General features: G+C 59.0%; 25 protein-coding genes. 14 read left to right on the top strand and 11 right to left on the bottom strand.

Annotated features, from left to right (window positions below; all coding sequences use genetic code 11):
- The first annotated feature begins 19 nt into the window (after window positions 1-19).
- Both FHT79_RS02155 and FHT79_RS32480 read left to right on the top strand, forming a co-directional pair.
- Window positions 20-331 carry a type II toxin-antitoxin system ParD family antitoxin gene (locus tag FHT79_RS02155; protein WP_097622649.1) on the top strand — a complete coding sequence of 104 codons (312 nt, stop codon included), beginning with the start codon at window positions 20-22 and terminating at the stop codon, window positions 329-331.
- Window positions 328-732 (top strand): type II toxin-antitoxin system RelE/ParE family toxin, encoded by a 405-nt coding sequence (locus FHT79_RS32480; protein ID WP_097622400.1) that lies wholly within the window; start codon window positions 328-330, stop codon window positions 730-732. The genes FHT79_RS02155 and FHT79_RS32480 overlap by 4 nt, the downstream gene beginning before the upstream one ends.
- Here FHT79_RS32480 and FHT79_RS02145 read toward each other — a convergent pair.
- The 8 genes from FHT79_RS02145 to FHT79_RS02110 form a co-directional block, all read right to left on the bottom strand.
- On the bottom strand, window positions 652-1,809 hold the full coding sequence (locus tag FHT79_RS02145) for an MFS transporter (protein WP_097542643.1): 1,158 nt from the start codon (window positions 1,807-1,809) through the stop codon (window positions 652-654). The two genes, FHT79_RS32480 and FHT79_RS02145, sit on opposite strands and share 81 nt — an antisense overlap.
- Complete coding sequence (locus tag FHT79_RS02140; protein WP_097622402.1) at window positions 1,802-2,482, bottom strand: HAD-IIIA family hydrolase; 681 nt, start codon at window positions 2,480-2,482, stop codon at window positions 1,802-1,804. Before FHT79_RS02140 ends, FHT79_RS02145 begins: the two co-directional genes overlap by 8 nt.
- A complete protein-coding gene (locus tag FHT79_RS02135; RefSeq protein ID WP_097622403.1) occupies window positions 2,457-3,233 on the bottom strand; it encodes an NUDIX hydrolase in 777 nt (258 codons plus the stop codon). Before FHT79_RS02135 ends, FHT79_RS02140 begins: the two co-directional genes overlap by 26 nt.
- Window positions 3,227-4,360 carry an FAD-dependent oxidoreductase gene (locus FHT79_RS02130; protein WP_097542640.1) on the bottom strand — a complete coding sequence of 378 codons (1,134 nt, stop codon included), beginning with the start codon at window positions 4,358-4,360 and terminating at the stop codon, window positions 3,227-3,229. Before FHT79_RS02130 ends, FHT79_RS02135 begins: the two co-directional genes overlap by 7 nt.
- Window positions 4,360-5,304, bottom strand: a complete 945-nt coding sequence (locus tag FHT79_RS02125) for a hypothetical protein (protein ID WP_164735877.1) — start codon at window positions 5,302-5,304, stop codon at window positions 4,360-4,362. The genes FHT79_RS02130 and FHT79_RS02125 overlap by 1 nt, the downstream gene beginning before the upstream one ends.
- Window positions 5,305-5,390: 86 nt before the next feature.
- Window positions 5,391-5,969, bottom strand: a complete 579-nt coding sequence (locus tag FHT79_RS02120; RefSeq protein ID WP_206114689.1) for an SIS domain-containing protein — start codon at window positions 5,967-5,969, stop codon at window positions 5,391-5,393.
- A 23-nt stretch (window positions 5,970-5,992) separates the two neighbouring features.
- A complete protein-coding gene (locus FHT79_RS02115) occupies window positions 5,993-7,117 on the bottom strand; it encodes a galactosyltransferase-related protein (protein ID WP_183902932.1) in 1,125 nt (374 codons plus the stop codon).
- 207 nt (window positions 7,118-7,324) lie between these two features.
- Window positions 7,325-8,644 carry an ATPase, T2SS/T4P/T4SS family gene (locus FHT79_RS02110; protein ID WP_244604739.1) on the bottom strand — a complete coding sequence of 440 codons (1,320 nt, stop codon included), beginning with the start codon at window positions 8,642-8,644 and terminating at the stop codon, window positions 7,325-7,327.
- Window positions 8,645-9,113: 469 nt separating this feature from the next.
- Here FHT79_RS02110 and FHT79_RS02105 point away from each other — a divergent pair, with 469 nt between their 5' ends.
- Genes FHT79_RS02105 through FHT79_RS02055 form a run of 11 tightly spaced genes read left to right on the top strand, consistent with a single transcriptional unit; the run spans window position 9,114 to window position 19,425 of the window.
- Window positions 9,114-9,317 (top strand): hypothetical protein, encoded by a 204-nt coding sequence (locus FHT79_RS02105; RefSeq protein WP_047611854.1) that lies wholly within the window; start codon window positions 9,114-9,116, stop codon window positions 9,315-9,317.
- Between the two features lie 13 nt (window positions 9,318-9,330).
- Window positions 9,331-9,894, top strand: a complete 564-nt coding sequence (locus FHT79_RS02100) for an A24 family peptidase (RefSeq protein ID WP_183902931.1) — start codon at window positions 9,331-9,333, stop codon at window positions 9,892-9,894.
- Window positions 9,895-9,899: 5 nt separating this feature from the next.
- Window positions 9,900-10,697 (top strand): TadE/TadG family type IV pilus assembly protein, encoded by a 798-nt coding sequence (locus FHT79_RS02095; protein ID WP_063475689.1) that lies wholly within the window; start codon window positions 9,900-9,902, stop codon window positions 10,695-10,697.
- Window positions 10,694-12,337, top strand: a complete 1,644-nt coding sequence (locus FHT79_RS02090; RefSeq protein WP_097622405.1) for a Tad domain-containing protein — start codon at window positions 10,694-10,696, stop codon at window positions 12,335-12,337. Before FHT79_RS02095 ends, FHT79_RS02090 begins: the two co-directional genes overlap by 4 nt.
- Entirely contained in the window at window positions 12,309-12,989 is a 681-nt protein-coding gene (locus FHT79_RS02085) for a TadE family protein (RefSeq protein WP_097594693.1), read from the top strand. Before FHT79_RS02090 ends, FHT79_RS02085 begins: the two co-directional genes overlap by 29 nt.
- Before the next feature lies 1 nt (window position 12,990).
- A complete protein-coding gene (locus FHT79_RS02080) occupies window positions 12,991-13,917 on the top strand; it encodes a hypothetical protein (RefSeq protein ID WP_097542633.1) in 927 nt (308 codons plus the stop codon).
- The gene (locus FHT79_RS02075; protein ID WP_097630154.1) at window positions 13,914-14,852 is read left to right on the top strand and encodes an RcpC/CpaB family pilus assembly protein; all 939 of its coding nucleotides are present in this window, start codon (window positions 13,914-13,916) and stop codon (window positions 14,850-14,852) included. Before FHT79_RS02080 ends, FHT79_RS02075 begins: the two co-directional genes overlap by 4 nt.
- Window positions 14,853-14,872: 20 nt before the next feature.
- Complete coding sequence (locus FHT79_RS02070; RefSeq protein ID WP_029868317.1) at window positions 14,873-16,771, top strand: ATPase, T2SS/T4P/T4SS family; 1,899 nt, start codon at window positions 14,873-14,875, stop codon at window positions 16,769-16,771.
- A gap of 10 nt (window positions 16,772-16,781) precedes the next feature.
- The gene (locus FHT79_RS02065; protein ID WP_029868316.1) at window positions 16,782-17,645 is read left to right on the top strand and encodes a type II secretion system F family protein; all 864 of its coding nucleotides are present in this window, start codon (window positions 16,782-16,784) and stop codon (window positions 17,643-17,645) included.
- Window positions 17,642-18,547, top strand: coding sequence for a type II secretion system F family protein (locus FHT79_RS02060; RefSeq protein WP_097542631.1), 906 nt, complete (start codon window positions 17,642-17,644; stop codon window positions 18,545-18,547). Before FHT79_RS02065 ends, FHT79_RS02060 begins: the two co-directional genes overlap by 4 nt.
- A gap of 2 nt (window positions 18,548-18,549) precedes the next feature.
- Window positions 18,550-19,425: an FHA domain-containing protein gene (locus tag FHT79_RS02055; protein WP_183902930.1), complete on the top strand. Its 876-nt coding sequence runs from the start codon at window positions 18,550-18,552 to the stop codon at window positions 19,423-19,425.
- Between the two features lie 48 nt (window positions 19,426-19,473).
- Here FHT79_RS02055 and FHT79_RS02050 read toward each other — a convergent pair whose 3' ends face one another.
- Window positions 19,474-19,872 carry a RidA family protein gene (locus tag FHT79_RS02050; RefSeq protein WP_183902929.1) on the bottom strand — a complete coding sequence of 133 codons (399 nt, stop codon included), beginning with the start codon at window positions 19,870-19,872 and terminating at the stop codon, window positions 19,474-19,476.
- Window positions 19,873-20,023: 151 nt separating this feature from the next.
- On the opposite strand from FHT79_RS02050, the gene FHT79_RS02045 reads away from it, so the two are divergent.
- On the top strand, window positions 20,024-20,617 hold the full coding sequence (locus FHT79_RS02045) for a TetR/AcrR family transcriptional regulator (RefSeq protein WP_183902928.1): 594 nt from the start codon (window positions 20,024-20,026) through the stop codon (window positions 20,615-20,617).
- A gap of 57 nt (window positions 20,618-20,674) precedes the next feature.
- Here the strand turns inward: FHT79_RS02045 and FHT79_RS02040 are convergent, their stop codons facing one another.
- Window positions 20,675-21,766: an acyltransferase gene (locus FHT79_RS02040; protein WP_183902927.1), complete on the bottom strand. Its 1,092-nt coding sequence runs from the start codon at window positions 21,764-21,766 to the stop codon at window positions 20,675-20,677.
- A gap of 155 nt (window positions 21,767-21,921) precedes the next feature.
- A complete protein-coding gene (locus FHT79_RS02035) occupies window positions 21,922-23,436 on the bottom strand; it encodes a lipopolysaccharide biosynthesis protein (protein ID WP_028758729.1) in 1,515 nt (504 codons plus the stop codon).
- Window positions 23,437-23,452 lie beyond the last annotated feature (16 nt).

The raw sequence follows: 23,452 nt of genomic DNA, 5'->3' as shown, positions 1-23,452 counted from the left end.
CGGGGAAATGGAGCTGCTTGTGCCCAACGTCGAAAAGATTAGTGTCTCGATGACGCCACAGCAGGCGGATTTGCTGCGCGATGCCGTGGAAAGCGGCGCATACGCCAGCAGCAGCGAAGTAATCCGTGAAGCTATCCGCGACTGGTCTGCAAAATGGGAATCCCGTAAGGGCGACATTGAGCGCTTGCGCGCATTCTGGGCCGAAGGCAAGGCAAGCGGCGGCATTGAGCCCGTAGATTTCGATCGGCTGCTCGACGAGGCACGCCAGGAAGCCAAGCTCGCCGCCCAGCATGCCCGCTCGTCTGGACTGTCGCCGCCCGCGCCGGCGTGAAAAAAATCTACGCTGACATCGCCCGGGAACAGCCTCAGGCGGCGGAGCGATATTTCCGCCGTTTCCGAGAGAAGGCGATGCTTTTGATCGACCAGCCGCGTCTCGGCTCACGCCAACGGGATATCAGTCCCTCGGCGCGCATGCTCGTTGAGGCTCCCTATGTAATCCTCTACGAGACCCATCCGGACACCGACCAAGGGCCGGTGGAATTGGTTGAGAGAGAGCGGTTCCGGCTGGGGGCGAATGACACTCTAACGACGGTGATCGAGTGGTCGGATGAAAAATATGGCAGGTGCGATTTCCTGCACGTCGCATGGAAGCTACCGAGCGTGCTGTTTCCTGTCGGCGGCGATCGGGAGCAGAATCAGCCCGCCCGCCAGGACCATGATGGCTGCAACTAGGATGGGACCTCGATAGCTTGCAAAATAAAGTGTTGACGTGCCGATAACTGGTGCCGCGACCAATGCGCTTAGACGCGAAGCGTTGGAAAAAAGTCCCGTCATGAATCCAATCTTCGCCGGGTGAATTTCCTGGAACCAGGCAAGCCCCATTCCTATCACGGATGCAACGAATACGGCGTTAAGAGCCTGTAAGAGCAGAACTTGCAGGTAGTTTTGTGAGGCTGAAAGGCCGATGCAGTAAAGGAGCCCTGCTAGACAGCCAATTTTAAACACGAATGCGCGTCCACGTCTTTCTGCGACAATTGGCAATAAAAAGAACAGCGGTATCTCAAACGCGGCGGCCAAGCTTGCGACGAGGCCGATCTGAAACAGAGTTGAGTGAAACTCATCCCTTAGCAACAAGGAGACCACGTTGCCCGTGATATAGTTGGTGCCCAGAAGGAGCACAAAACCAGCGAACATCAAGATAACAGTAATTTTTCCGTTTTGACCGTTGTCCCTCTTAGCTCGGGGAAACGGTGGGTTGGATGACGGCATCCACCAAATAAACATGCTGTTGGCTAAACAAAGAGTCGCGGCAATCCAAAATATGCTTGATAGACCGAAACTGGTCATCGCTGTGGTGGCTGCTGCTGGTCCCACGACCCATGCGACAGAAAACAGGCTCCGTAATTTCACAACGAGCGATGGGTTGGAATGCGTCCGTCGAATGTATGCGAAAAAGAGGCTCGATAACGCGCTGTATGGTCCCAGCAACAGAACAAACAGCAGGCCAAGCGTGTGCGGGTCTGACACGAAAGGAATGCTAGCCAACCCGAAAAATGCAACGCAATTCACCGTGGAAAGCATTCTTCGGAGGTCTGAAACGCGATCGGAGATCGCCGGTATAATCAATGTGAAAACCAAGCCGGCAATACTGTTCAGACCCAAAAGCCAGCTTAGCGTGGTGGGGTCGACGCGAAATCTCTCATACAGATACAAGGAAAGATTGGGATTTACTGACGCCGTTAGCAGGCCGATGGACAGAGCATAGGCGACATTATTCCACCGAGTTGACGTGGTCTCGGCGTCACTCATAGACATTGCGATCCCTTAAATCTCTTTGTCGAAGGATTGATGATGCGGCCAGCGCAATGGCGTCAGCGGCTTCATCTGCATAAAGATGGGAAAATCCCGTGGAAGCAGGGCTCGCTCGCTTCGATCGCGGGTCCGATATTTGAACTGCACCGGCAAGTCCGGCTCGCGCAGCTGCTTCAACATCAGAGAGCCGATCTCCGACAAGCCAACACCGGTCCGCGCGTAACTCCAACCGGTCACAAATTGCCTGTATCATGCCCGGGCCTGGCTTCCTCCATTCGAACTCCTCCACTAAGTCCGGATTTGGAACCTGAGCGCAGGCTGCAATAGCTTCGAACATTGGAGCATCTTTTGAGATCGATTGCTCTATGTGATGGCACACCAACTCGAAATCAGCCCAGGAGTAATACTTTCTTCCAATGCCGCTTTGATTTGTCACGAGAGCGACGAAGATTCCTGACCGGCGACAAAATTGGATCGCATTGATCACCCCGGGCAGGAGTTCAACTTGCCGAATACTCCCCACATATCCGCTATCGACGTTGAGGACGCCATCCCGGTCCAAGAATAGAATTTCCTGCCGCGGTCGGCTTTGTCGTTCGCGTCGCCAGTATATGCGAGAATGGAATTTCTCGTATTCCTGCCGCTTATAACCGGCCAGTGGTTTCAACATGGCGTCTCGCGAAGTTAATGCCTCTGATATAGCTCCACGTCCTCGGAAAAGTCGCCAGTTGCTTCACATCCTCTGATAGAACGGCATCAAATGGATGCGTAAAGATGCTGTTTGCCTCATTCCGATCATCCGCATCCCGGCTGAGGCTCACAATCTCCGCCGCAGTGTGACCGGCCCTCATAACGAAGAACAGCTCCGGATGGCAGTAGACAGGATCATACGCTAGGCCGATCAGCCATGATCGGTCTGGATCAACATCCAGAACCCCAAGTTCTTCTTTCACTTCGCGCGTGGCTTCTTCGAATAGATTGATCTCTCCATCGCGCGCGGTCGGCTCGGCATATCCGCCGACGAAATAGAGACCACCCGGGTTTTGCTCGGCTGTTAGGCTCCGCTGAGTGAGGACAAGGTGGTTATCGCGGCTGACAAGAAGAACAGTCAAGCCCAGGGGGTCTGCTCTTCCTGACGCTGGAAACTCATCAGAAAACGACGGCTGGCGTGATGTGATGTAAGCGGAGAAGGATGTCCGCTCTGCCTCGATTGCCGCGATGCCCTTTGCGCTCGCAAAAGATTTGAGCCTGAGAAGTGCGCCATCGAACGCGCTCGGCCGAGTCCGTGTGAAATCTGACCAAATGCGGAACTGTTCCGATCGACCTGCGTCATCGAACTCGAAACTACCAGCGAGCTTGCAGCGGACATTTCGAGCTACCACTGAAAGATGGGTCTCTTCCGGGAATCTGTGTTTCACCATGAATATGTGTCTCCCGGCCGTTTCGTTATTGAATACGTGAGCATGGCTTGTAATTTGGCGGCTACCTCTGCTGCCATGAGGGGAGCTTCCGTTGCTTTGCCTGGAAGGGCGAGGATCTCATTTTCAGAAAGCTCTATGACATGCACGTCAACTGATCGTGGGCCGGCGCTGCTGACATGAATGCTCGGCTTCAGGCAGGCATTGGACTGATAAGCTGCGAAATGCGGGACGTTATAGGTTGTATTCAGCCGGTCTTTGATGCCGGCAACAGTGGAGGGCACCTGGTCATAGTTGGGCGCTTCGATTTCCAAATCCTCCTGGCTCTGACATACAACGCAGTAGTCGCCTTGGGGCATCACCGAAACGTCACCGGGATCGACGATCATGTATCCAAATTTCGTGAAACGCTTCGTCAAAACAACATGACTTTTCCATAGTTTAACAGTCGTATCCCCGAGTGAACTCCACCGGTCTCTGTTTCGCTCCAACAAGCCTTTTGTTTCGAAACCTGCGCAATAGACGACCTGCTTTACCCTCACGCGCTTGGTCTCACCCGCGACCGTGATTGTTGCAATGCCATCGACGTATGAAGACAGGCGATGTCCCACCCACGTGGTGACGCCTCTATGAAGCATCCGGGATAGGAGCTTCTGGTAGACCATTGCGTAGTTGATCGGCAGGTCCTTCACGTATGCAGCAACCGTGGCGTTTCCGCGGAATTCAAATTCAGGGTTGGCCAATTGGGCAGAAGAAAGAGGGATCGCTTCTATCTGAAAAGAGGCCCATCTTTCCAGGGCTCGGTCTGCGAGAACCTTGTCGCGGACAAGAAGGCGAACCGGCGCTGCGTTGTGATGGATCGCCGTCCAATGATGCGTGCGGTAAAATTCGCACCCTTCCCTGCATCGTTGCGCAGTGCGGGCCGCCCGTATCGGATCATCGATCACAGCGGCATGAAAACCGCCACCGTGAACATAGCCCCCGTTCCGAGTGCTTGGACCAGGAGCGATTTTATCTCCTTGCTCGATGAGGAGGACTTTTGCGCCAAGTTCGCTTAGAACGTCGGCAGTTGTGAGCCCTGCGCAGCCAGCTCCCACGACCAAAACATCAAAGTGATCTGCACCTTCCATTAAGACGCTCCCACGCCAGAGTAGTCAATCTTGTCGGCACGAGAGCCTTCGCTATGGATGGAAACCTTGTGCAAGGCTTTGCTGTGAAAGGCATCCTGGAGCTGAGCATGTGCGCTAGGGGGCGCTAGAAACAGGAAATATCCTCCTCCGCCGGCTCCCAGAATTTTCGCACCTAAAGCCCCGCAACGCTTGGCTCGATTGTAAATCTCCGCCAGCTCAGGTTTGCCATCTAAAGCGCCAAGGCGCTCTTTGAGATGCCACGCCTCGTCGAAGTAATTTCCGACGTTCGATAGATCCGAACGTTCCAAGTCCAATGCCAAGTCTTCAGCAAGGTGGACCATCCTTGCCAGAACCTCGTCGCGTGCAACGGGCGACACAAGAACCCTTTGTGTTGCCAATGTTTTCGACGCGTCCCGGCGATAACCGCTGTCGAGCAGCATAAGCCAGCTTGACAATTCTGCTTGCACATCAGGCGAAAGGTCGAGGCCACGGCATTCGACCGTTTCGTTAGACAAAAACCGATAATGTCGAAGACCGCCAAAGGCCGGAGGGTAGGCATCCTGCTTCCCGATCTCGCGGCCAGCAATTATCATTTCGGCGTGCGCAGCGCGCGCTGCTAGCTCATTCGGTTCGAGAAAATGACCGGCGAGTTGCACAAGTGCATTGAACAGGCCAACGGCAACGGCACTGGATGCTCCAAGGCCGCTTCCGCTTGATGTGACGTCCGACATGATCGAAACGTCAACTCCCCCTCGCCAGTTGAGAGACTGGAAAACCGATCGTAGGATCGGATCGCTTATCTTATGCCAGGTTGAGAATAGCTGTTCCGAATGAGTAACCAACCTGATTTTGCTATCGCGTCGCCATTTGGCGGTCACGAACACAAACTTGTCGATGGCGGTGCTCACGACGCCGCCATTCATTTTCTTATAGAAGCTTGGCACATCACTTCCTCCACCCAGGAAGCTCACCCTCAATGGGGTTTTTGAAACTATTAAGTCGGGCGGTACGTCAGGCGATTTGAGATGGCTCATGCAGCAGCAATAGGGGGAGTGTGCCGCTTGATCAGTGTGCGCAGGATCATGTGTCCGACCATCATGTGAATGTCTTCACATATTTGCATGTCGGAACGCGAAACGTGAAGAATCCGGTCGGACAACGATACCAGTGCTCCGCCATCAAACCCGACGATCGAGGCGACCGTTGCGCCAAGGGACTTTGCGACTTTCGCCCCTTGGACGACGTTGGCGGAGTTGCCACTACCGGAAATCAGCAGAACAACGTCGCCGGGATCGACTACATTGCGGATCTGCTCGGCAAAACTTTCTGGATAGGATTGGTCGTTCGCGTGGGCAGTCAGCAAACCAATATTGTCAAGAACGGACCGACCACGAAACCGCCTCCCTGTCGCGAGTGGGAGCGATTTGTTCCAGTCAGTAACGTAATGGAGCGCCGTCAAAGCACTGCCGCCATTGCCGCAAACTATGATTTGCTTATCCCGCTGCCAAGCGTCATCGATCAGATCAACGAAAGAGGCAATCGAATTTAAATGCACTGACGCCAAAGCGCTATTAAAATCCGTTATATATTCGGATATCGCATTTTGCACTATAAATTTCCTTCACTTATACTTTAGGTGGCAGAGGCTCTATAGTCATTTTCCCATGGCTTTCCTGAATTCATCGATATTTTTATTTCTGGGGCTCGTTCGTGATAGAGATGGGCAAAAATGCCGGGAAGGCGGGCGATTTTCTCAATCGCTTCAACCCGGCTGAAGAAGTCACGGTCTTCTCCTCCCCAGCCGACAAAGCCTGCGTCGAATCCGCCAACGGCGTCGAATGTTTCTTGAAATAACCAGACACAGCCTCCTGGTGCATTCTTCGAAACGTACCCGAAGATTGGGCAGGCAGACCGAAATCCCTTTTCGTATATTCGGCCCGTATCTTCCGGCTGAATGAAGTACATGTCCGTGTAGGGAAAGAGTACCTTGCAGCCCGACTCAATGAGGCAACCTATCGACTGATCGACAAATGTTTCATCTAGGTAGGCATCACCGTCGAGAATGCAGAGAATCCCATCATCCGATCTGCAAATTGATGAGCCGAAATTAATCGCTGCTGATTTGTTGAATTTGCCGGTGTTCAGCCGATGATGATATTGGATGTCGTAGTGCTCCAGTGCCCCCCTGTTGCGGGGAATCTCATCATCTTCGACAACGACGATGGATACTGCTCCAGCGCTCTGTCGGGTAAGTACCCTCAAACACGAAAGCAGGTTTCGCAGCCGGCCGTCATGAGGGACGGTTGCTCGAAAAGGAATTATAACGCTGACTTTACCGGGGTGATCTGATCGCCGCTTGCTCGGAGACGCCGAATTTGCGTCAAAATTTTGCATGGCAAAAAGCAGCCTCGTTTCAGAAAGGACACGACTCGCTACAATAGTTGCCTGGTTGACCGGCATGCCGGGCCGTTCAAGGGCATCTTTGATGCTCGACAAAACACCCCTAAAAAAAGAAGGCACCGAAGGAGAGATAGACCACGCTTCGGCTACCTCGATTTCCAATCCCCGCCGCACAAATTCGACTGTCGACTTATGGAGTTCCCGTTCTTTCTCCCAACGAGGAGGGCTGATTGCTTTGGACTCGGGGTCAAAGTACGACACAACAGATGCCGCCAAGGCCGTTGCACAGTCGAACATTGGGGGCGTGCTATATCGGAACATCGGCTCACATTGAAATAAAACAATCAATCTACCCATGATTGCGGATTATGACAGTTTTGTGAACCCTTTAAATTGTAGGGGATAGCGAACAAGAGTATCGGCCCGGCATTAATGGCGATTCGATTTCCGCAGAAAAATCTGCGCGGCCGGTGCATGCTATCGACGCTCGGCGCGATCTCCGGGCCTTTTACCAAGCGTCGAAAGTCGGGCAGACAGTTCCCAAGTAGCGTCCGCCAACAGATTTCAAGCCGTTGCCCGCGCGGTGGCTTCGGCCGTCATCCACTCCGCGCGCTCTGCGCCTTGCAGTTCTTCCATCGCATCGGTGGCGAAGCTGGGCACGACGCCGGTCCATAGCAATGCGCCATCGGAATTGGAGTGGCCGTCGCCCTCAAGCTTGTAGATGCTTTCGACGATATACTGGCCGTCATTGTTCAGGCCCTTGATCTCGGAAATCTCGATCACCCGCCGTCTTCCGGTGCGCTTGAAGCGGGCGATCTGCACGACGACGTCGACTGCCGAGGCGATCTGGGCGCGCAGTGGCCGCAGCGGCATGTCGATGTCGGACATCAGCGCCAGCGTTTCCAGCCGGTGCAGGGCATCGTAGGGCGTGTTCGCATGCACCGTCGAAAGGCTGCCGCTATGGCCCGAGGTCATTGCCTGGATCATATCGAGCGCCTCGCCGCCGCGGCACTCGCCGACGATGATGCGGTCGGGCCGCATGCGCAGCGACGAGCGGAACAGGTCGCGGATGCTGGCGCCGCCGCGGCCGAAACGGTCAGGCTTCGTCACTTCGAGATAGACCACGTGCTCCTTGCGGATCTGCAGTTCCGACGTGTCCTCGATGACGATGATGCGTTCGTGGTCGGCAAAGGCTTCCGACAGCGCGTTCAGCATCGTCGTCTTGCCGGTGCCGGTGCCGCCGGAGATGATGACGTTCTTCTGCAGCCCGACGGCGGCCTGCAGCAGCGACAGCGACTCCTCGGTCAGGCTGCCCTGTGTGACGAGATCGCGGATGCTGCGATGTTCTTTCAGAAAGCGGCGGATGGAGATGCAGAGCCCGGTGCGGGCCGCCGGCGGCTGGATCATCTGGACGCGTGAACCATCCGGCAGGCGGGCCTCCACGCTCGGCTCCTCCGGCGTCAGCCGCTTGCCGGAGAATTGCGCGATGCTGCGCGCGGCCGATTCCAGGTCCTCGCGACTGGCGAAACGCGTATCGGCGCGTTCGAGCTTGCCTCGCCTTTCGACGAAGATGTCGGATGTCCCGTTGATCAGGATTTCGGAAACGCTCGGATCCTCGAGGAGAAAACGGATCGGCCCGAGCAGCTTGTCCAGCGCCCGGGTCAGAACCTGGAAGGTTGCCTGTTCGGCAGCGTCGTCGGAAACGGCTTTCATCAGAGCGGCATCCCGACCAGAACCGTGCTCATGCCGAAGAGTGTCGCCATCATCTGAACGGCGGTCGGAAAGAACATCATCAGTGGAATGAGGACCAATCCAAGTATCAAGATGCTGCTCATCGTTTCCATCGTTTTCTCTCCGGATCGACTGGCGGACCATGTCCACCATTTGAGGAAAGCTTAATCCAGATCCTCAAATAACACCATGGTTGGGCTCGACGAAGACGGCCATTATGAGTGAAGCGCGCCACTTCTTCTATCGCTTTGAAAGAATTGACCAATTATGGAGCAGTAGACGAGGTGCCGCAACAGCGCCAAAAACTTCGTCTCGGCAGGTAAAACCGCAGACGGTTCAAACGGTTAGTTGAAAAACTCTGCCGTCAACTGCGGCTTTGCCGGCGACGTCTCCAAGTCAATTGGAACCCTTCGTTTCGTTTGCTTGACGGAGGGCTGGCCTTGGGCGCACTCTTGGGTCTTAATGGTGTTGCTCAACAAGCGTTGGCCGCTGGGGAAGATAAGCTGAAGCAGAAAATATCATTGGAACGAGCAACGTGCTGGTTCGGATCGATAGCGTATGCTTGCTTCATCTTCGCCAAGGTCTTCGATCCGAAACAAACCTAGGAACGAGGAATACGCAGATGTTTGGAAAACTCAAGACTATCGCAATTGCACTTCACAAGGACGAGCGCGGCGACATGGCCCAGATCGTCCTGGCCGTCGCTTTGATCGTCATTCCGCTGATGCTGCTTTTGCTCGCATTCGGCAAACAGATCGGCGAATGGTTCAACGAAAAGAACACGGCTCTCTCCGACGCTGAGAGAATTCCCGAGCCGGGTCAATAAGCGGATCAGTGTCATGGACATGACCTACGATCTGACCCTGATGCCTGCAGCGGCGGCTCTTGCCGTCGCCTGCACCATGACCGCGGCGGTGCTCGACCATCGCCACGGTCATATCCCGAACGCCGTCACCTATCCCTGCCTGCTTGGCGGGTTCATGCTGGCAGCGCTCAGTGGCGGTCTGACCGGGATCGGCCTGGCCTTTGCCGGGCTCCTCGCAGCCGGCCTGATCTTTTTCATCGCCTTCGCAGCCGGAAGCTGCGGCGGCGGCGATGTCAAGCTGATGGCGGCGCTCGGCGCCATTCTCGGCCTGTGGCCCGCCATCGACGTGACCCTCGCATCGCTTATGATCGGCGGCGTGATCGCCGTTTTCTCGATGGCGCGGCGTGTTCAGTGGAGCGTGCTGGCCCGAACTGTCGGACTGTTTGCGCTGCTCCTGCCCGCCGGTTTCCGCGATGCCGCTTCAGTGCTGAAGCCGCGCGAAACCCATCAAACCGTCCGCTTCGGCGTTGCCGCTGCGCTCGGACTTCTCTGGTGCCTTTTCATGCCCGATTTCACCCCTCTCTCACTCGTGAGGTAACGGCAATGCGCGCGGAACTCGAACGCCCCATCTTCGACGGTGCTTTCTGGAGTTCGATCCTGCACTCACGGACCTTCTGGATCCCTGAGGATCACGGCGCGCTCTTCGGCACCTTCGCGATCGCCATGATCTTGCTTGCCTCGATGCTGCTGCTGCCGCGGCTTTCCGCCCGCCGGCGCCGGATATCCGAGCTGCACGGCGATACATCAGGCAGCACGACAATGATGGATTTCGTGCTCGTCACGCCGGTCTTCGTCTTCTTCATGTTCGTGGTCTTCCAGTTCACGATCCTGGCTAAAAACCACCTCTTCACCCATTACGCCGCCTATGCGGCGGCGCGCAGCGCCCGCGTCTATTTCTGCCCGGCCCTGCCGATCACCATCCGGAGCTTGATCGACGCCAAGACTTGTGACGACGATGCCGCCGCCGGCAAGGCCGATCTTGCCGCCCGCCTGGCGCTGATTCCGGCCGCTCCCTACGACCAGTTGAAATGCGTCGGTGCCTGCCAGCCGCCGGAAGACGCACTGAAAAGCCTTGCCGATGCCTCGGGCCTTTCCAAGAACTGGCGCGCCATGCGCAACCAGGCCCGTTATATGTTCGATCCGCAGAACGTCACCGTGACTGTCGACCGTGCGCCGATGGCGCTTTATGCCGCCATCAACCGCTCGCCGCACGTGCCTGTGACCGCCAAGGTGGAAGCGCGTTTCCTGCTGCTCGAATATGCCGGCTGGGTCTTTGCCCGCGGCCAAAGGAAGGACGGCCGCTACTACACGATTTCGACGGCGGAGGTGAACTTGCTATGACACCGACCTTCATCAAACGTCTGCACCGCGACGAACGCGGCTTCCTCTCGCCGATCATACTCTACATGACGATCGCGCTCGCATTGATGATCGTCTGGATCCTGAACACCGGACAGATGATCTACGACAAGCAGCGCACGCAGGATACGGCCGACGCCGCCGCGCTCGTCCATGCCGATTGGGAAGCGCGTTATCTCAACATCATGGCGATGAACAACGTCGCTTCTTCGCAAGCAACCGTCGTCATGGCGACCTCGGTCGCCTTCCAACTTACGACGGCGGAACTGGCCCTGCGCTCGGGTGTCATTCTGGCGAAACTCGCCGAATATTCCTTCACGGAAGGCTTTGGGCCGGCATCCCTGCTGCCGCCGCTTCCGCCGATGCCCTATTGCCCCGGCTGGCAAAAGGTACCGATCGTCGGCGGCATCATCTACGGCGCTTGCCTGGCGTTCCAGGGATTCCGGGCGACGGAAGCCACCAAGGCGATTGCCTATACGGTGGCGGCGCAAGTCAAATACGATCCCTGGGGTCTTATCAACAAGTCCAGTGACATCATCGATGCGATGAACGATCTGAACGACTACCTCGTCGAAAGCTTTCCGCAGCGCGTCGGCAACGAAGCCCTGCACCTCGTGCGCCTCAACAAGTCGGATCACGTCGTCTTCCATCCCCCGTGCGAATCCTGCGGCCAGGCCGGAGAAGGTGCCGGCGGCAACCTGCCGGTGGACCGTGATGGCGTCAATCCCGCCGCGGCCTATACCGAAATGTGCCTTGCCATGTCCTATGGGACTCAGGGACAGGATCCGCTCCTCATGCGCGGCGAGTTCGCCAATCGTGGCTTCCCCAACGGCAAGGGTCCGCTGACGGCAGGCGGGGTCGACGGCAGCCATATTCGCGACTGGGTCAACCACGAGAGCGGCATCGACGATCAACTGGTGGAATTCTACATCTTTTATGAAGCCTTCGGCCCGGCTTACCTGAGCAAGGTTCCGTTCAAGGCGATTGTCGAGCAATATGCCGGCGACCTCGGCTTTTGGGAAGAATTGGCGCTCGATGTCAGTTTCTGGCTGGCAGACAAGGTCTTCGGCGTCGGCTTCGGCATCACCAACCCCTTCCAGCTGCCGATCGACGTGCCGCCGCGTTATTCGGATGCGCAGACAAAGGACGAGAACGACTTCACCCGCAAGTTCGACATGATCTGGAACCAGGTCTGCGGCCCGGCGGGCGGTGCGATCTCCGTGGCGGGCGCTAGTCTGCCCGTCGTCTCCTTCCCGAAGCCCTATTGGCTGAAGGGACGCATACCCTTCAACTTCACGCCCTTCGGGGGCGACCAGCTCACCGACTACCAGACGCTGGCGGTCGTTTCGCGCGCACCGCGCGCCCGGCTGCAGGTCCGCATCTTCAAGGACAAGACGCCATCCGCCTATGCCTTGGCGCAGAGCTGGGTCCACAATTACACGGCCTTCGACCTCTATACCCAGGACTGGCTCGCATCGCTGGCTCCCGCCACGCTTGCCGACGATATGGGCGAGGTCTCGAACACCATCAAGCAGAGCCCGGCCGCCGACAGTTTCACCGGCCTGACGCGCGTCTTCGATCAGGGAGGAGCCAATGCCTGGGCTGCCGTCAACACACACTGAGCCAATGGGCGGTCCTCCGGGCCGCGGGCTGCTGATGCGGCTGCACCGCGACAGTCGCGGGCTTGCCTCGATTGAATTCGTGCTCGCCGCGCCGGTCATCCTGCTGATCGTGATTTTCGTGATCCACGCGAACAGGATTTCCACCAAGAAGGTCGGGACCATGCTCGCCATGCGCAACTCCGCCTTCGCCGAGGCGAATGGGCTCACCTGCACCTCCGACTTCTCGAACGTCTTCCCGATCCCGGCCTTGCCGGCCCTGCCCGGCCGCGACGCCATGAACTGCTCGCGCACCCCGTCGCATGAAGGCGACGGCGAACCGCAACGCACCTTTGTCTGGGACGACGTGCAAAATACCCTGAAGAGCGACGGTCGCGACTTCGGCGATATGGTCGGCGACCTCGCCAATGAAAAGCCGCAGCTGGTCACCGCGACCGCCGACCGGGTCTACAAGTTCAGGGATTCCGACGATCTCGATACGATCAGGAGCATCCACTGGAAGGATGCGTTCACGGTGGATGACTCGACGCTGTTTGCCTCGCACAACAACGATACCACGCGCCGCGGCTACGATCCGACGCTGCGCCGGGAAATCCGCGATGTGGCCGACGATTCCGGCGATCTCTTCGACGGCGTCTTTCCGGGAGCGAAATGAGATGGGACAGGGCTCGCGCATCTCCTTCCGTTTTGCCGGCCATCTCACGAGTTTGGCGCTGGTCATCAGCCTCGCCACCGTGGTGGCCACGCCGGGCCGTGCCGAGATCTACAAGGATTTCAGGGTGACGCTGAATTCGATGTTGGCCGGCATTCTCGGCGCGCCGGAACGTTCGCCGCGCGATCTCGCCATCAACGGCCAGCCGCTAGAATTCACGCCCTACCAGAGCGACCGCAGCATTTCCGATATCACCGACGAGTGGCTGCGGGTGCTGGCCGTCAATACAAGACCTGCCCTGCCGAAGAGCAATGACAGGCAAGAGCTGACCGCCGTCATCGCCGCCAACATGCTGATCGTCCCGAAGGTAAGCCGCATCCGCGATGACCTCGCCGTGGTGGTGCGCTTCTTCGACGGCGACGGCGAGGCCGCCCTCGATTATCTCAGGCGGCAGGATCCGGCCAATCCTTCGGCAAGAGCGCCGATCCCGGGCGTCTCGATCATGATCCGCCGTCCCGCCGATGCGCCGATGACCGAGGTGCTGATGAGCCGCTTCGAGGATGTCGCCTCGACGCTGCCGGCCTTTGCGGCGCCTGCCGATGTCAGCAAGCTGCCGATGTCGCTGCGTCCGCCGGCCGGCGTCGAGGTGCTGAGCGATATCGGCGATCGCGACAAGGGCCACACCTCGCGCACGGTCGTGTCGAAAGGCACCATTTCGGCCTCGCGCTGGTCGGATCAGCGCGCCGATCTTCTTGCCCGCGACGGCTTCACCATCGAGACGCCGCCGGCTGAGCGCGGCGGGGTCACCGCCCTTTACGGCCGGCGCGGCAGCGTCGAGGCCAATGTCTTGTACACGCGCAGCAAAACCGACGGCAGGACCGTCGAGGTCATTCAAATCCGGCAACCCTTCGTCGAAGGAATAACACCATGAACTGGAAGCTCATTGCGGCCGTCATCGTCGGGCTCATCACCGGCGTTCTGCTCTACTTCTGGACCGAGAGCGTCAAGAACGAGCAGGTGGCCTATGCCTTCATGCGGCTCCAGCCAGACCGGAAGGTGACGCGAGGCCAGGCGATCACGCCCGATATGCTCGCCGAACCGGTGATGCTGCCGGAAAGTTTCGGGGCGCTTGCCAAACTCGCGGTTCCCGCTGCCAGCGCCTACCAGGAATGGCTGAAGGACAGGACGGCTGCGAGCGACATTCCGGCCGGCTCGGTGCTGCTCTTCCAGTATTTCGACGATACCGATGGCGGGCGCCTGACGACGATGATTGCGCCCGGCAAGCGGGCGCTGACCCTTCCCGTCAACGCTGCCGCGGCCGTCGGCCATTTCGTCGAGCCGGGCAGCTATGTCGATATCCTCGGCACGGTCGACGAACCGGTCGAGCCGGTGGCGCCCGCCGCCGCGACCCAGCCCGGAACACCTGGCCAGACGCCTGCCGTTCCGGGCCAGCAGCCTGCCGCGACTGGGCAACCGCCGGCTCCGGCCCAGCCGCCGTCGCCGGTCGAGCAGATGCTGAAGAACTACCTCACCCAGTATCCGGGCGCCGACGAGAACGATGTCAACGCCTACCGGAAGCAGGCGCAGGATTATAAACTCGGCATCAGCTCACGCACCCGCGTCGTCACCCGCACCTTCCTGCAGAACGTCAAGGTTCTGGCCGTCGGTGCGGCGACGACCCCGGAGGGTGCGGTGACCAAGGCCAACAGCACTTACAACAATGTGACCGTCGAAGTGACGCCGTCGGAAGCCGAGATGCTGATCTTCGCCATGGGCCAGTCGAACGGCAGCCTCAATCTCGTGCTGCGCAATCCGACCGACAATACCGTCGAGGACCTGCCGAGCATCAACTGGACGCGCATGTGACCGTCGCGGGGGAATGAGCCATGCTGTTGAAAATTTCCTATGAGGACGGCAGCGGTCGGGAGGTGATCCCGCTCTCGGCGAATGAGACCTATTTTGTCGGCGAAAGCAGCACGCTGACGCTGCCGGCCGGTGCGGGCGTCGTGCGGTTGCGCGGCAGCCATGTCTCCTCGCCGCAATTCGTGCTGCGGAAATCGGGCCAGGGCTGGTCGGTGCAGCATCATGGGCGCAACCCGACGCGCGTCGACGACCAGCCGCTTCGGGCCGGCACGCCGGTCGCGGTCTCGGCCGGCATGTCGATCTGGGTGCCGAACGTCACGATCGAACTCGTCGAGCCGGTGGCAGCGCCTGAGGCGGTCACGCAGTTTCCGGACCAGGAACGGGTGCTGGCGCTGCAGATGGAGATACATGAGCGACTGCTAAAAGACACGCAGTATGACCGGCTGGTGAAATCTTCCGATTTCGGCCGCGAGGAGACGCGCGGCCGCATCCGCGAGCGTCTCGACATGTTCATCAAGGAGGCGCTCGACAGCGCGCCGCAGGATCTTGTCATCCTCGTCATCAAGAACGCCGTCTATCGATGGCTGGCAAAACGCATCGCCCGGACCGGCCGGCGCGACGCCTCGTCGAATGCCGCAAGCCTGGCGCGCGAGGAACAGGACAACCGCCGCCTGTTCGACGTCGGCAAGGCGCTGATCTCGGCGCTGCAGCTGAAGCTGAACTTCGAATCCACCCGCGCGGACTTCGCCCAGCTCGATACCCGTTTCAGCGCCGCCTTCCAGGCCCGGCAGGCGCTTTTCAATGCCGGCGACCGCTACGAGATCGCCCATATGCACCTGCGCTCCAATATCGAGGAGCTGATGTATCGCTGGGGGACGATCTCGGAGCTGATGGATCTCGACGTCATCTCGGAAATCATGGTGACGCGCTACGACGAGATCTATGTCGAAAAATTCGGCCTGCTGGAGCGCTACCCCTTCGCCTTTGCCAATGAGCGGCAGCTGATGAAGGTGATCGAGCGCATCGCCGTCGATTCCAACCGCTCGATCAACGAGAGCGAGGCGATGGCCGACTTCCGCATGCCGGACGGTTCGCGCGTCAACGCCGTCATTCCGCCGCTTGCGGTCAAGGGCGCCTGCCTGACCATCCGCAAATTCGGCGGCAAGTCGCGGCTCGACATTAGCAAGCTGGTCACGGCAGGTGCGCTCAGCGAGCCGATGCGCGCCTTCCTCGAGGCGGCCGTCCGCGCCCGCAAGAACATCGTCGTCTCGGGCGGCACCGGCTCCGGCAAGACGACGCTGTTGAACAGCCTGTCGCAGTTCATCCCGGTCGGCGAGCGCGTCGTGGCGGTCGAGGACACGTCGGAACTGCAGCTCGACGGCATCCATGTCGTTTACCTGCAATCGCGGCCGAAGACGGCGGAATCCGAGACCAGCGTCACCATCCGCGACCTGGTGCGCAACGCGCTGCGCATGCGGCCCGACCGCATCATCGTCGGCGAGTGCCGCGGTGCCGAGGCAATCGACATGCTGCAGGCGATGAACACCGGCCATGCTGGCTCGATGACGACGGCGCATGCCAATACGCCGCAGGACATGATGACCCGGCTGGAGGTGATGGTGCTGCAGGGCCAGAGCTCGCTGCCGGTCATGGCGATCCGCCAGCAGATCGTCGCCGCCGTCGAGCTCGTCGTGCAGCTCAACCGTCTGGAGAGCGGCCGGCGCGCCGTCACCGAGATATCCGAGGTGATCGGCATCGATCCGGATACCGGTCTTGTCATCGTCGAGCCGATCTTCCATCTCGTCGGCCGCGCCGGCGGCCAGGCAGTGCATGCCTTCACCGGTTACCTGCCGAGCTTCGTCGCCGAGCTCGTCGAGTTCAACGACGACGGCGAAATCGAAAAATTGGACATGTTCGTTTGAGGGGGAAACCATGAATATCAGCATTCTGCAGATCTTTACGGTCGCCCTCGGCGCAGTGACGGCGGGACTGCTCGTCTGGGGCGCGCCGGTGCGCTGGCCGGCGCCGCTGTTGCGCGCCACCGAACGCGACATCGCGCTCGCCAGCGAGGCGGCCCAGGTCTTCGGGCGCGATGCCGTTCCGCCCTATACGATGATCCTCGCCTACGGCATCACGGCAATCCTCGTCTTCGTGGTGGTCTCGCTGATCTTCGGGCCGATCGCCGGCATCGTCATCGCCATCCCGGTCGCCTTCTTCTTGCCCAAGGCGATCATCCGCTATTTCCTGCAGCGCCGCTGGCTGCAGATCGAATCGCAGCTTCCCTATGCCGTCGACCAGATCGTCTCGGCAGTGCGCACCGGCAAGCCGCTTGCCATCGCCGTCAATGCGGTGGCCGATACCGGCCAGATGCCGGCCTCACGCGAGTTCGAGCGCATCGCCCGCGAACAGAAGCTCGGCATCGGCTTGGTCGAGGCGCTCGACCGCCACGGCCGCAACGTGCCGAGCCTGCACTTCAAGATGGTCGATGCGGCCCTCGGCCTCTTTGCCCGCCAGGGCGGCGACATTTCCGAGCCGCTGACGGAAATGTCGAAATCCTTCAAGGAGATCTGGAAGCTCGACCAGAAGATTACCACCTCGTCGTCGCAGGCGCGCATGAATTTCCGCGTCGTCAACGGCGGCGCGCTGTTCATGATCCTGATGATCTTTTTCGGCCAGCCGGAACTGATCGACAAGGTGTTCGGCAACGCCATCGGCATCGTCATCGCGATCGTCGGCGCCATTCTCTACGCCACCGGCTTCTTCTGGATGCGCTCGATGATGAAGGTGTCGGTATGATGTCTCAAATACCCCTCGCCCCGATCGCCGTCGTCTTTGCCGGCATCACCGCCGCCCTCTTCGTCTGGTGGATTGGCGATCTGCTCGGCAGCATCCAGGTGGTGCGCCGGTCCGCGGGCGGCGATGGCCCGCCGCCGAATATCGTCGACAGCATCGGCATGCGCACGCCTGTCGAATTCGTGCTGACCCATTTCGAGCCGCTGCTGGCCGATTACGGCGCCCAGCTCGAGCAGAAGCTGATCTATGGCGGCCGGCCCTTCGGCGGCGTGACGGGGCGGGAATATATCGCCCTTCTCGTCGTCCTCAGCCTGTTCGGCTTCATCCTGCTCGGCGTGCTGTTCGGCATCGCCAGCGGCAGCGTGATCGGCGGGCTGGTGGCCGGGCTGATCCTCGGCCTGATTCCCGCGATCTATTTCTGGGTCGTCGCCGACGACAAGATGCAGGACCGCAAGGAGCGCATCTCGCGCGAATTTCCCTATTTCCTCGATCTCGTCGTCATGACGCAGCAGGCGCAGGCGACACTGCCGGAAAGCCTGAGGCTTTATGCCGAGGCCGCACCCGGCACCGTCATGAGCGAGGAGATCGAACAGACGCTGAAGGACGTCGCGCTCGGCACCGGCATGGTCGAGGCGCTGCAGCGGCTGGAGCGTCGCATGACCGCCGAGGAGGTCGTGCGCGTCATTCGCGCCGTGATTCAGGGCGAAGTCGAGGGCAGCAACCGCGTCGAGCTGCTGCGCGAACATGCGCGCGACCTGCGCTTCCGCCGCTGGGAAAAGGCCGACAGGGCCAGTGAAAAGCTGAAAGCCAAGATCGTCATGCCGGCGATGATGATCGTCGTGTCGATCCTTCTTCTGGTGCTGGCGCCGGCAATCGTCGAGATGATGTCGAGTGGGATGTTCTGATCATGGCCTTTTCCTTTTTTCGCGGAAACAAACCAAGCCTGCTGCAGACCGGGCCCGGCGGCCAGAGCCGCAGCCATGTCCTCGACCGGCCGGAAATGTCGATCGGTCGAGCTTCCAACGCCGATATCGTCGTCGACGATCCGTTCCTGGCGCCGATCCATGCGCGCATCGAGCGCCAGAGCGACGGCGGCTTCATCATTCGCCGCATGGGTCTGAACCCGATCATGCTGCGCGGCGAAGCGCTGCTGCAGACGGCCTCGCTGAAAGCCGGTGACAGCTTCCGTCTCGGCAAGGACGTCGAATTCCAGTTCGTCGTCAAAGCCGCCGCCAAGGAGGCGCCGAAGAAGGAGGCCTCCAAGGCCGGTGACGACAAGCCGAAGAAGCCGTTGCTCAAGCAGCCGGCCTTCCTCGCCGGCATGGGGGTCGCCTATCTCGCCATCGTCGGCATCATCGGCTACGTCATCCTATCCGACAGCGGCAGCGCGGACGGCGGCCCGACGGCGGAACGCATCAACGCGGAAGCCGCCCGCATCCCCACATGCATCAAGAATGCCCGGCGCATGCGCCAGGTTTCCGAGCAAAGCTTCAACGGCGCCGTCGGCGGCCGCGTCGGCAGGGATGGCGACGCAACCTATGCCGCCCTTTCCCTGAGCGCCGAACCATCCGACGATGCGGCGCTGGCAAAGGCCGCCGAACCGATCGTCGAGGCCTACAAGCGCACGGCGCTCGCAGCCCTTGCCTCGGAAACCCGCGGCAACAATACGCTGGCGCAGAGCCTCTACCAGCAGACCTACGATCTCGTGCCCGACGTCAACTGCTCGGCTGCACGTTTCGCGCTGCAGCGCCGCGCCGCCACGAAGCCGGTCGCCCGCCGCTGACAGCGGTCCCGCAGCGCTGTTTGCTGACGTTCAAGCCGGGGGACGATATCAAGGACTTGCCGGAATGCGGGCGATGACCTTGATCTCGAAATCGAAACCGGCGAGCCAGTTCACCCCGAGCGCCGTCCAATTCGGATAGGGTAGCTTGCTGAAGATCTCCTGCTTGACCGCCATGATCGTTCCGAACTGGTTCTCCGGGTCGGTGTGGAAGGTGGTGACGTCAACGATGTCATCCAGCGTGCAGCCGGCGGCGCTCAGCGTCGCCTTCAGGTTTTCAAAGGCCAGCCGCACCTGACGTTCGAAATCGGGTTCGGCTGTTCCATCCGAACGGCTGCCGACCTGCCCTGATACAAACAGCAGATCACCGGATCGGATGGCGGCGGAATAGCCGTGCTCCTCGTAAAGAGCGTGCCTTTCGGCAGGAAAGATTGCTTCGCGTTGGGTCATTCTGATCTCTCTTGATGTTGGCAAAGACCGGTGAGCGCGGGGAATGCTTCACAAGCGTGCTCGATTTGATATACGGTACGTATGTGAAATAACTGGCATACGCATCGTATGTCAAGTTAATATACGCTTCGTATGTGAATTGAGGGGTCGAATGGCGAAAACACGCAATGAAACGATGCAGGAAAACCGCGCCAAGCTGATCGCGGCGGCGCGAAAGGCTTTCGCCGAAAAGGGCTACGCTGCAGCGTCGATGGACGAGCTGACGGCTGACGCCGGCCTGACACGCGGCGCGCTTTACCACAACTTCGGAGACAAGCGCGGGCTGCTGGCGGCGGTCGTCGATCAGATCGACACGGAGATGGCGGCGCGCGCTCAACAGATCGGGTCTCGGGCGGGTGACGACTGGCAGGGCCTACTCGCCGAGGGCGCGGCCTATATCGAGATGGCGCTCAATCCGGAAGTCCAGCGCATCGTTCTGCTCGACGGACCAGCGGTGCTGGGTGATCCCTCGCAATGGCCCAGCCAGAACAACTGTCTACAGGTGACCAAGAGCACGGTGGAGCGCCTGACCGCCCAAGGCATCCTCAAGCCGCTCGACGCCGAGGCGGCGGCCCGATTGCTGAGCGGCGCGGCTCTCAATGCCGCTCTCTGGATCGCCGCCAGCGAAAACCCGAAGACCGTGTTGCCGAAGGCGGTCGAGGCCTTTCATGCCTTGGCGGCAGGTCTGCTTTTGGAGCGTTCGTGATCGTCGTGAAAGGTTCTCTCGCCAAACAGAAAGCCCACGGCATAACGGACGCAAAACTTATCGAGCGCGACGAGTCCGTGTGGCCATCGTTTTGTCAACGAGACGAGCGGTCAGATAAGCGAAACACAGGACCACGCTGAGAAATACTAAGAATGCGAGAGGGCCGTTCAATCCAATCGACGCCGCAACCGGCTTGAAGACGCCGATCGCACCGCGGTGCAAGATGTAGACAGGATAGGAAATATAGCCAATCCACGTCGCCAATGTCTCGGCTTTTGCGGGCATCTCCAGAAAGAGGCCGAGCATCACGATGAGCGGGGCCAAGGCCATCGCGAACATCAAGTCGTAGTAAGGCCGCAACACGACAGGAACCGGCGCCGCAATGCAAATCATCAGAAGAAGGCATGGCACAATGGCGACCCAACCCTTCCTCCAGGCGGGCATGCCGCCGAAGAGGCGGCTTATCACCACCCCTGCCGTAAACGAAAACATCACCCTTGGCAGTCCACCGACCGCTGAGGGCCACTCCCAGCCAATATTCAACATGCCGTATTTAAGGCCGACAAAAACCAAACATGCAGCCGAGACCAATGCAACTCCGCAGAGCGCGCGGACGGAGAGCCGAAAAAGCCACAGGGCGAAGACTATATTCACCAGCAGCTCCCAGAACATCGACCATGCCGGGCCGTTGATGGGGAACATTCCTTGCATCGGGTTCGCTTGAAGGAAATACATCGGGCTCGGCAGAAAGAACGTGTTCGCAGTCGTCGACACCAGCAGGTCGATGACACTTTGATTTCTCAGCCCCCAGTTTGTTAGCAGAATGATCTGGACGAGGCCGACCACAATTCCGATGAAATAGAGCGGATAAAGGCGCTTGATGCGGGCCGCCATAAACGACTGGAACAGCAGACCGCGCGAGAGCCGTTTTCCATAAATATCCGCGATAATAAATCCGCTGAGAACGAAGAAAAAATCGACTGCCAGATAGGCCGAAGGCGCATAGCTCTCCCGGAAATGTGTAGCGACAACACAGATAGCGGCAAATCCGCGCATGGCATCGAGCGTGTAGTAACGGCTGCGCTCGGCAATCGAGACTCCTACGTCGTCCATCGCCGATGGCGAATAACCGCGGTCGAGGCTAGTCATCTTATGGATTATCCTATTGCGCGTTGCGTCTGAGGGGCGTTCGGATGCGGTGGATGAGAACGTCACCAAAGCGACGTTCTGATAATTTCAGATGACGGCTTGAGCACCAGATCCCTCAAATCGCGACACAGGTCTATGCGGGTATGGCCTGGAAATCATGCAGGGTTGGCAACCGCACCCCTGTTACTCTTGCGCTGCCGTGCCTGCTTTATACTGCCGATCAAGACATTTAAACGAGCTCTGCACAGAACGAATATCAGACCGCAGTAAGCCATGCCGCCTGCCAGGATTTCCACGGCCAAGCGTGGATACGGGGACCAATGAATGAGCAATTCATGGAGGAGGAAAATGACTGCAACCATTCCTGCAGAGGCCATGGTAGGCCGCAGGAATTGCGCCAGATATGCCGGGATACTCAGCTCTATATGCTGCGAAACCTTCCAGCTGGTGATCGGCCAAAACAACAGAACTTCGATCATGATGGCGAAAACGATTGTCGTGACGCCGTAGGGATAGAGAATTGCGATCGTCAGGAGTGTGAGGAGGTTTCGTGCCAGCTGGTAGTAAAACCACCAATCCATCTCTCCTTGGCTCTTGATCAAGGATGCCTGCACGTAGCCGATCCCGGCCATCAATCCTATGACGCAGTAGAACCGAACCGGCCAAACGGCCGCGATCCAATGTGCACCGAAAATTGTCGTGATCGCATCATCGGCGACGGCAGCAAGGCCTATGAAGACGGGGTAGGAAACCAGAGCGCAGCCAAACGTCGCCATGAGAAATGCTTCTCGCACTTTCTTCGGATCGGCCCGCAATGAAGAAAGCAAGACGTGCGTGACGGATGTTAAGCCCCCGGCGATGACGTTGTTGATCATATCGAACAAACGCTTGGAAAAATTATAGATCCCGAGCGCTGATGGGCTCAAGAGCACCCCGATGAGCAGGTTGTCCAAGCTCATTGTCTGTAAAAACCGAGTGCCGGATGCAAAAAACCCATAGTGAAGGAGCTCGTTGAGGCTTGCTCTTTTCAGGTGAAGCCCGGGCCGCCACCCGGCGCCCCAGAAAGCGGCGCCGCATGATGCCGCTGTGGCCGCGATCTGCGCAATCGCGAGCCCCCACAAGCCGAAACCCGCGAGAACCAAAACAAGGCAAATGCAGGCAGAAGTGATCGTCGCAATCACAGTGCGGACGGCTACCAGATGAAACGACATCTTCCGATTGACAATTGCATTCGGAACGACGGCCGTGAAGTCGAAGAAAACCTTCAATCCCATGATGTAAATCAGGGGTGTGATTTGCTCATGCCCCACATAGGCCGCGATTGGCGAAGCGGCAATGCACAAAGCACCATAGATCAAAAATGAAAAAGCGAGCGAAAGCAGGAATATCGTATCCAGATGGCTGCGCCTGATTTCGGCTTTTTGGATGATCGCTTCGCCAAATGCCGTCGGTCCAAAGCTGCCGGCAAACGACACGATGCTGAAGGCCAGCGCAACAAGGCCGAAATCCTGAGGCTGGAGAACGCGAGACGTCACCACAAAGACTGCGAAGGTCAGGACTGTCGGAATAAGCGTGCTCAGCGCCGACCAGAAAGCACCCGTAACGGCTGCGGCGGATCGGTTCTCACTGACATGGCTGAACAGAATATCGTCGTCTCGTAAAACCGACAAAGTGAACTCCTACCGG

The organism is Rhizobium sp. BK212, assembly GCF_014197475.1.
Classification (GTDB): Bacteria; Pseudomonadota; Alphaproteobacteria; order Rhizobiales; family Rhizobiaceae; genus Rhizobium; species Rhizobium anhuiense.
This window is presented reverse-complemented; position numbering and strand designations above follow the sequence as displayed.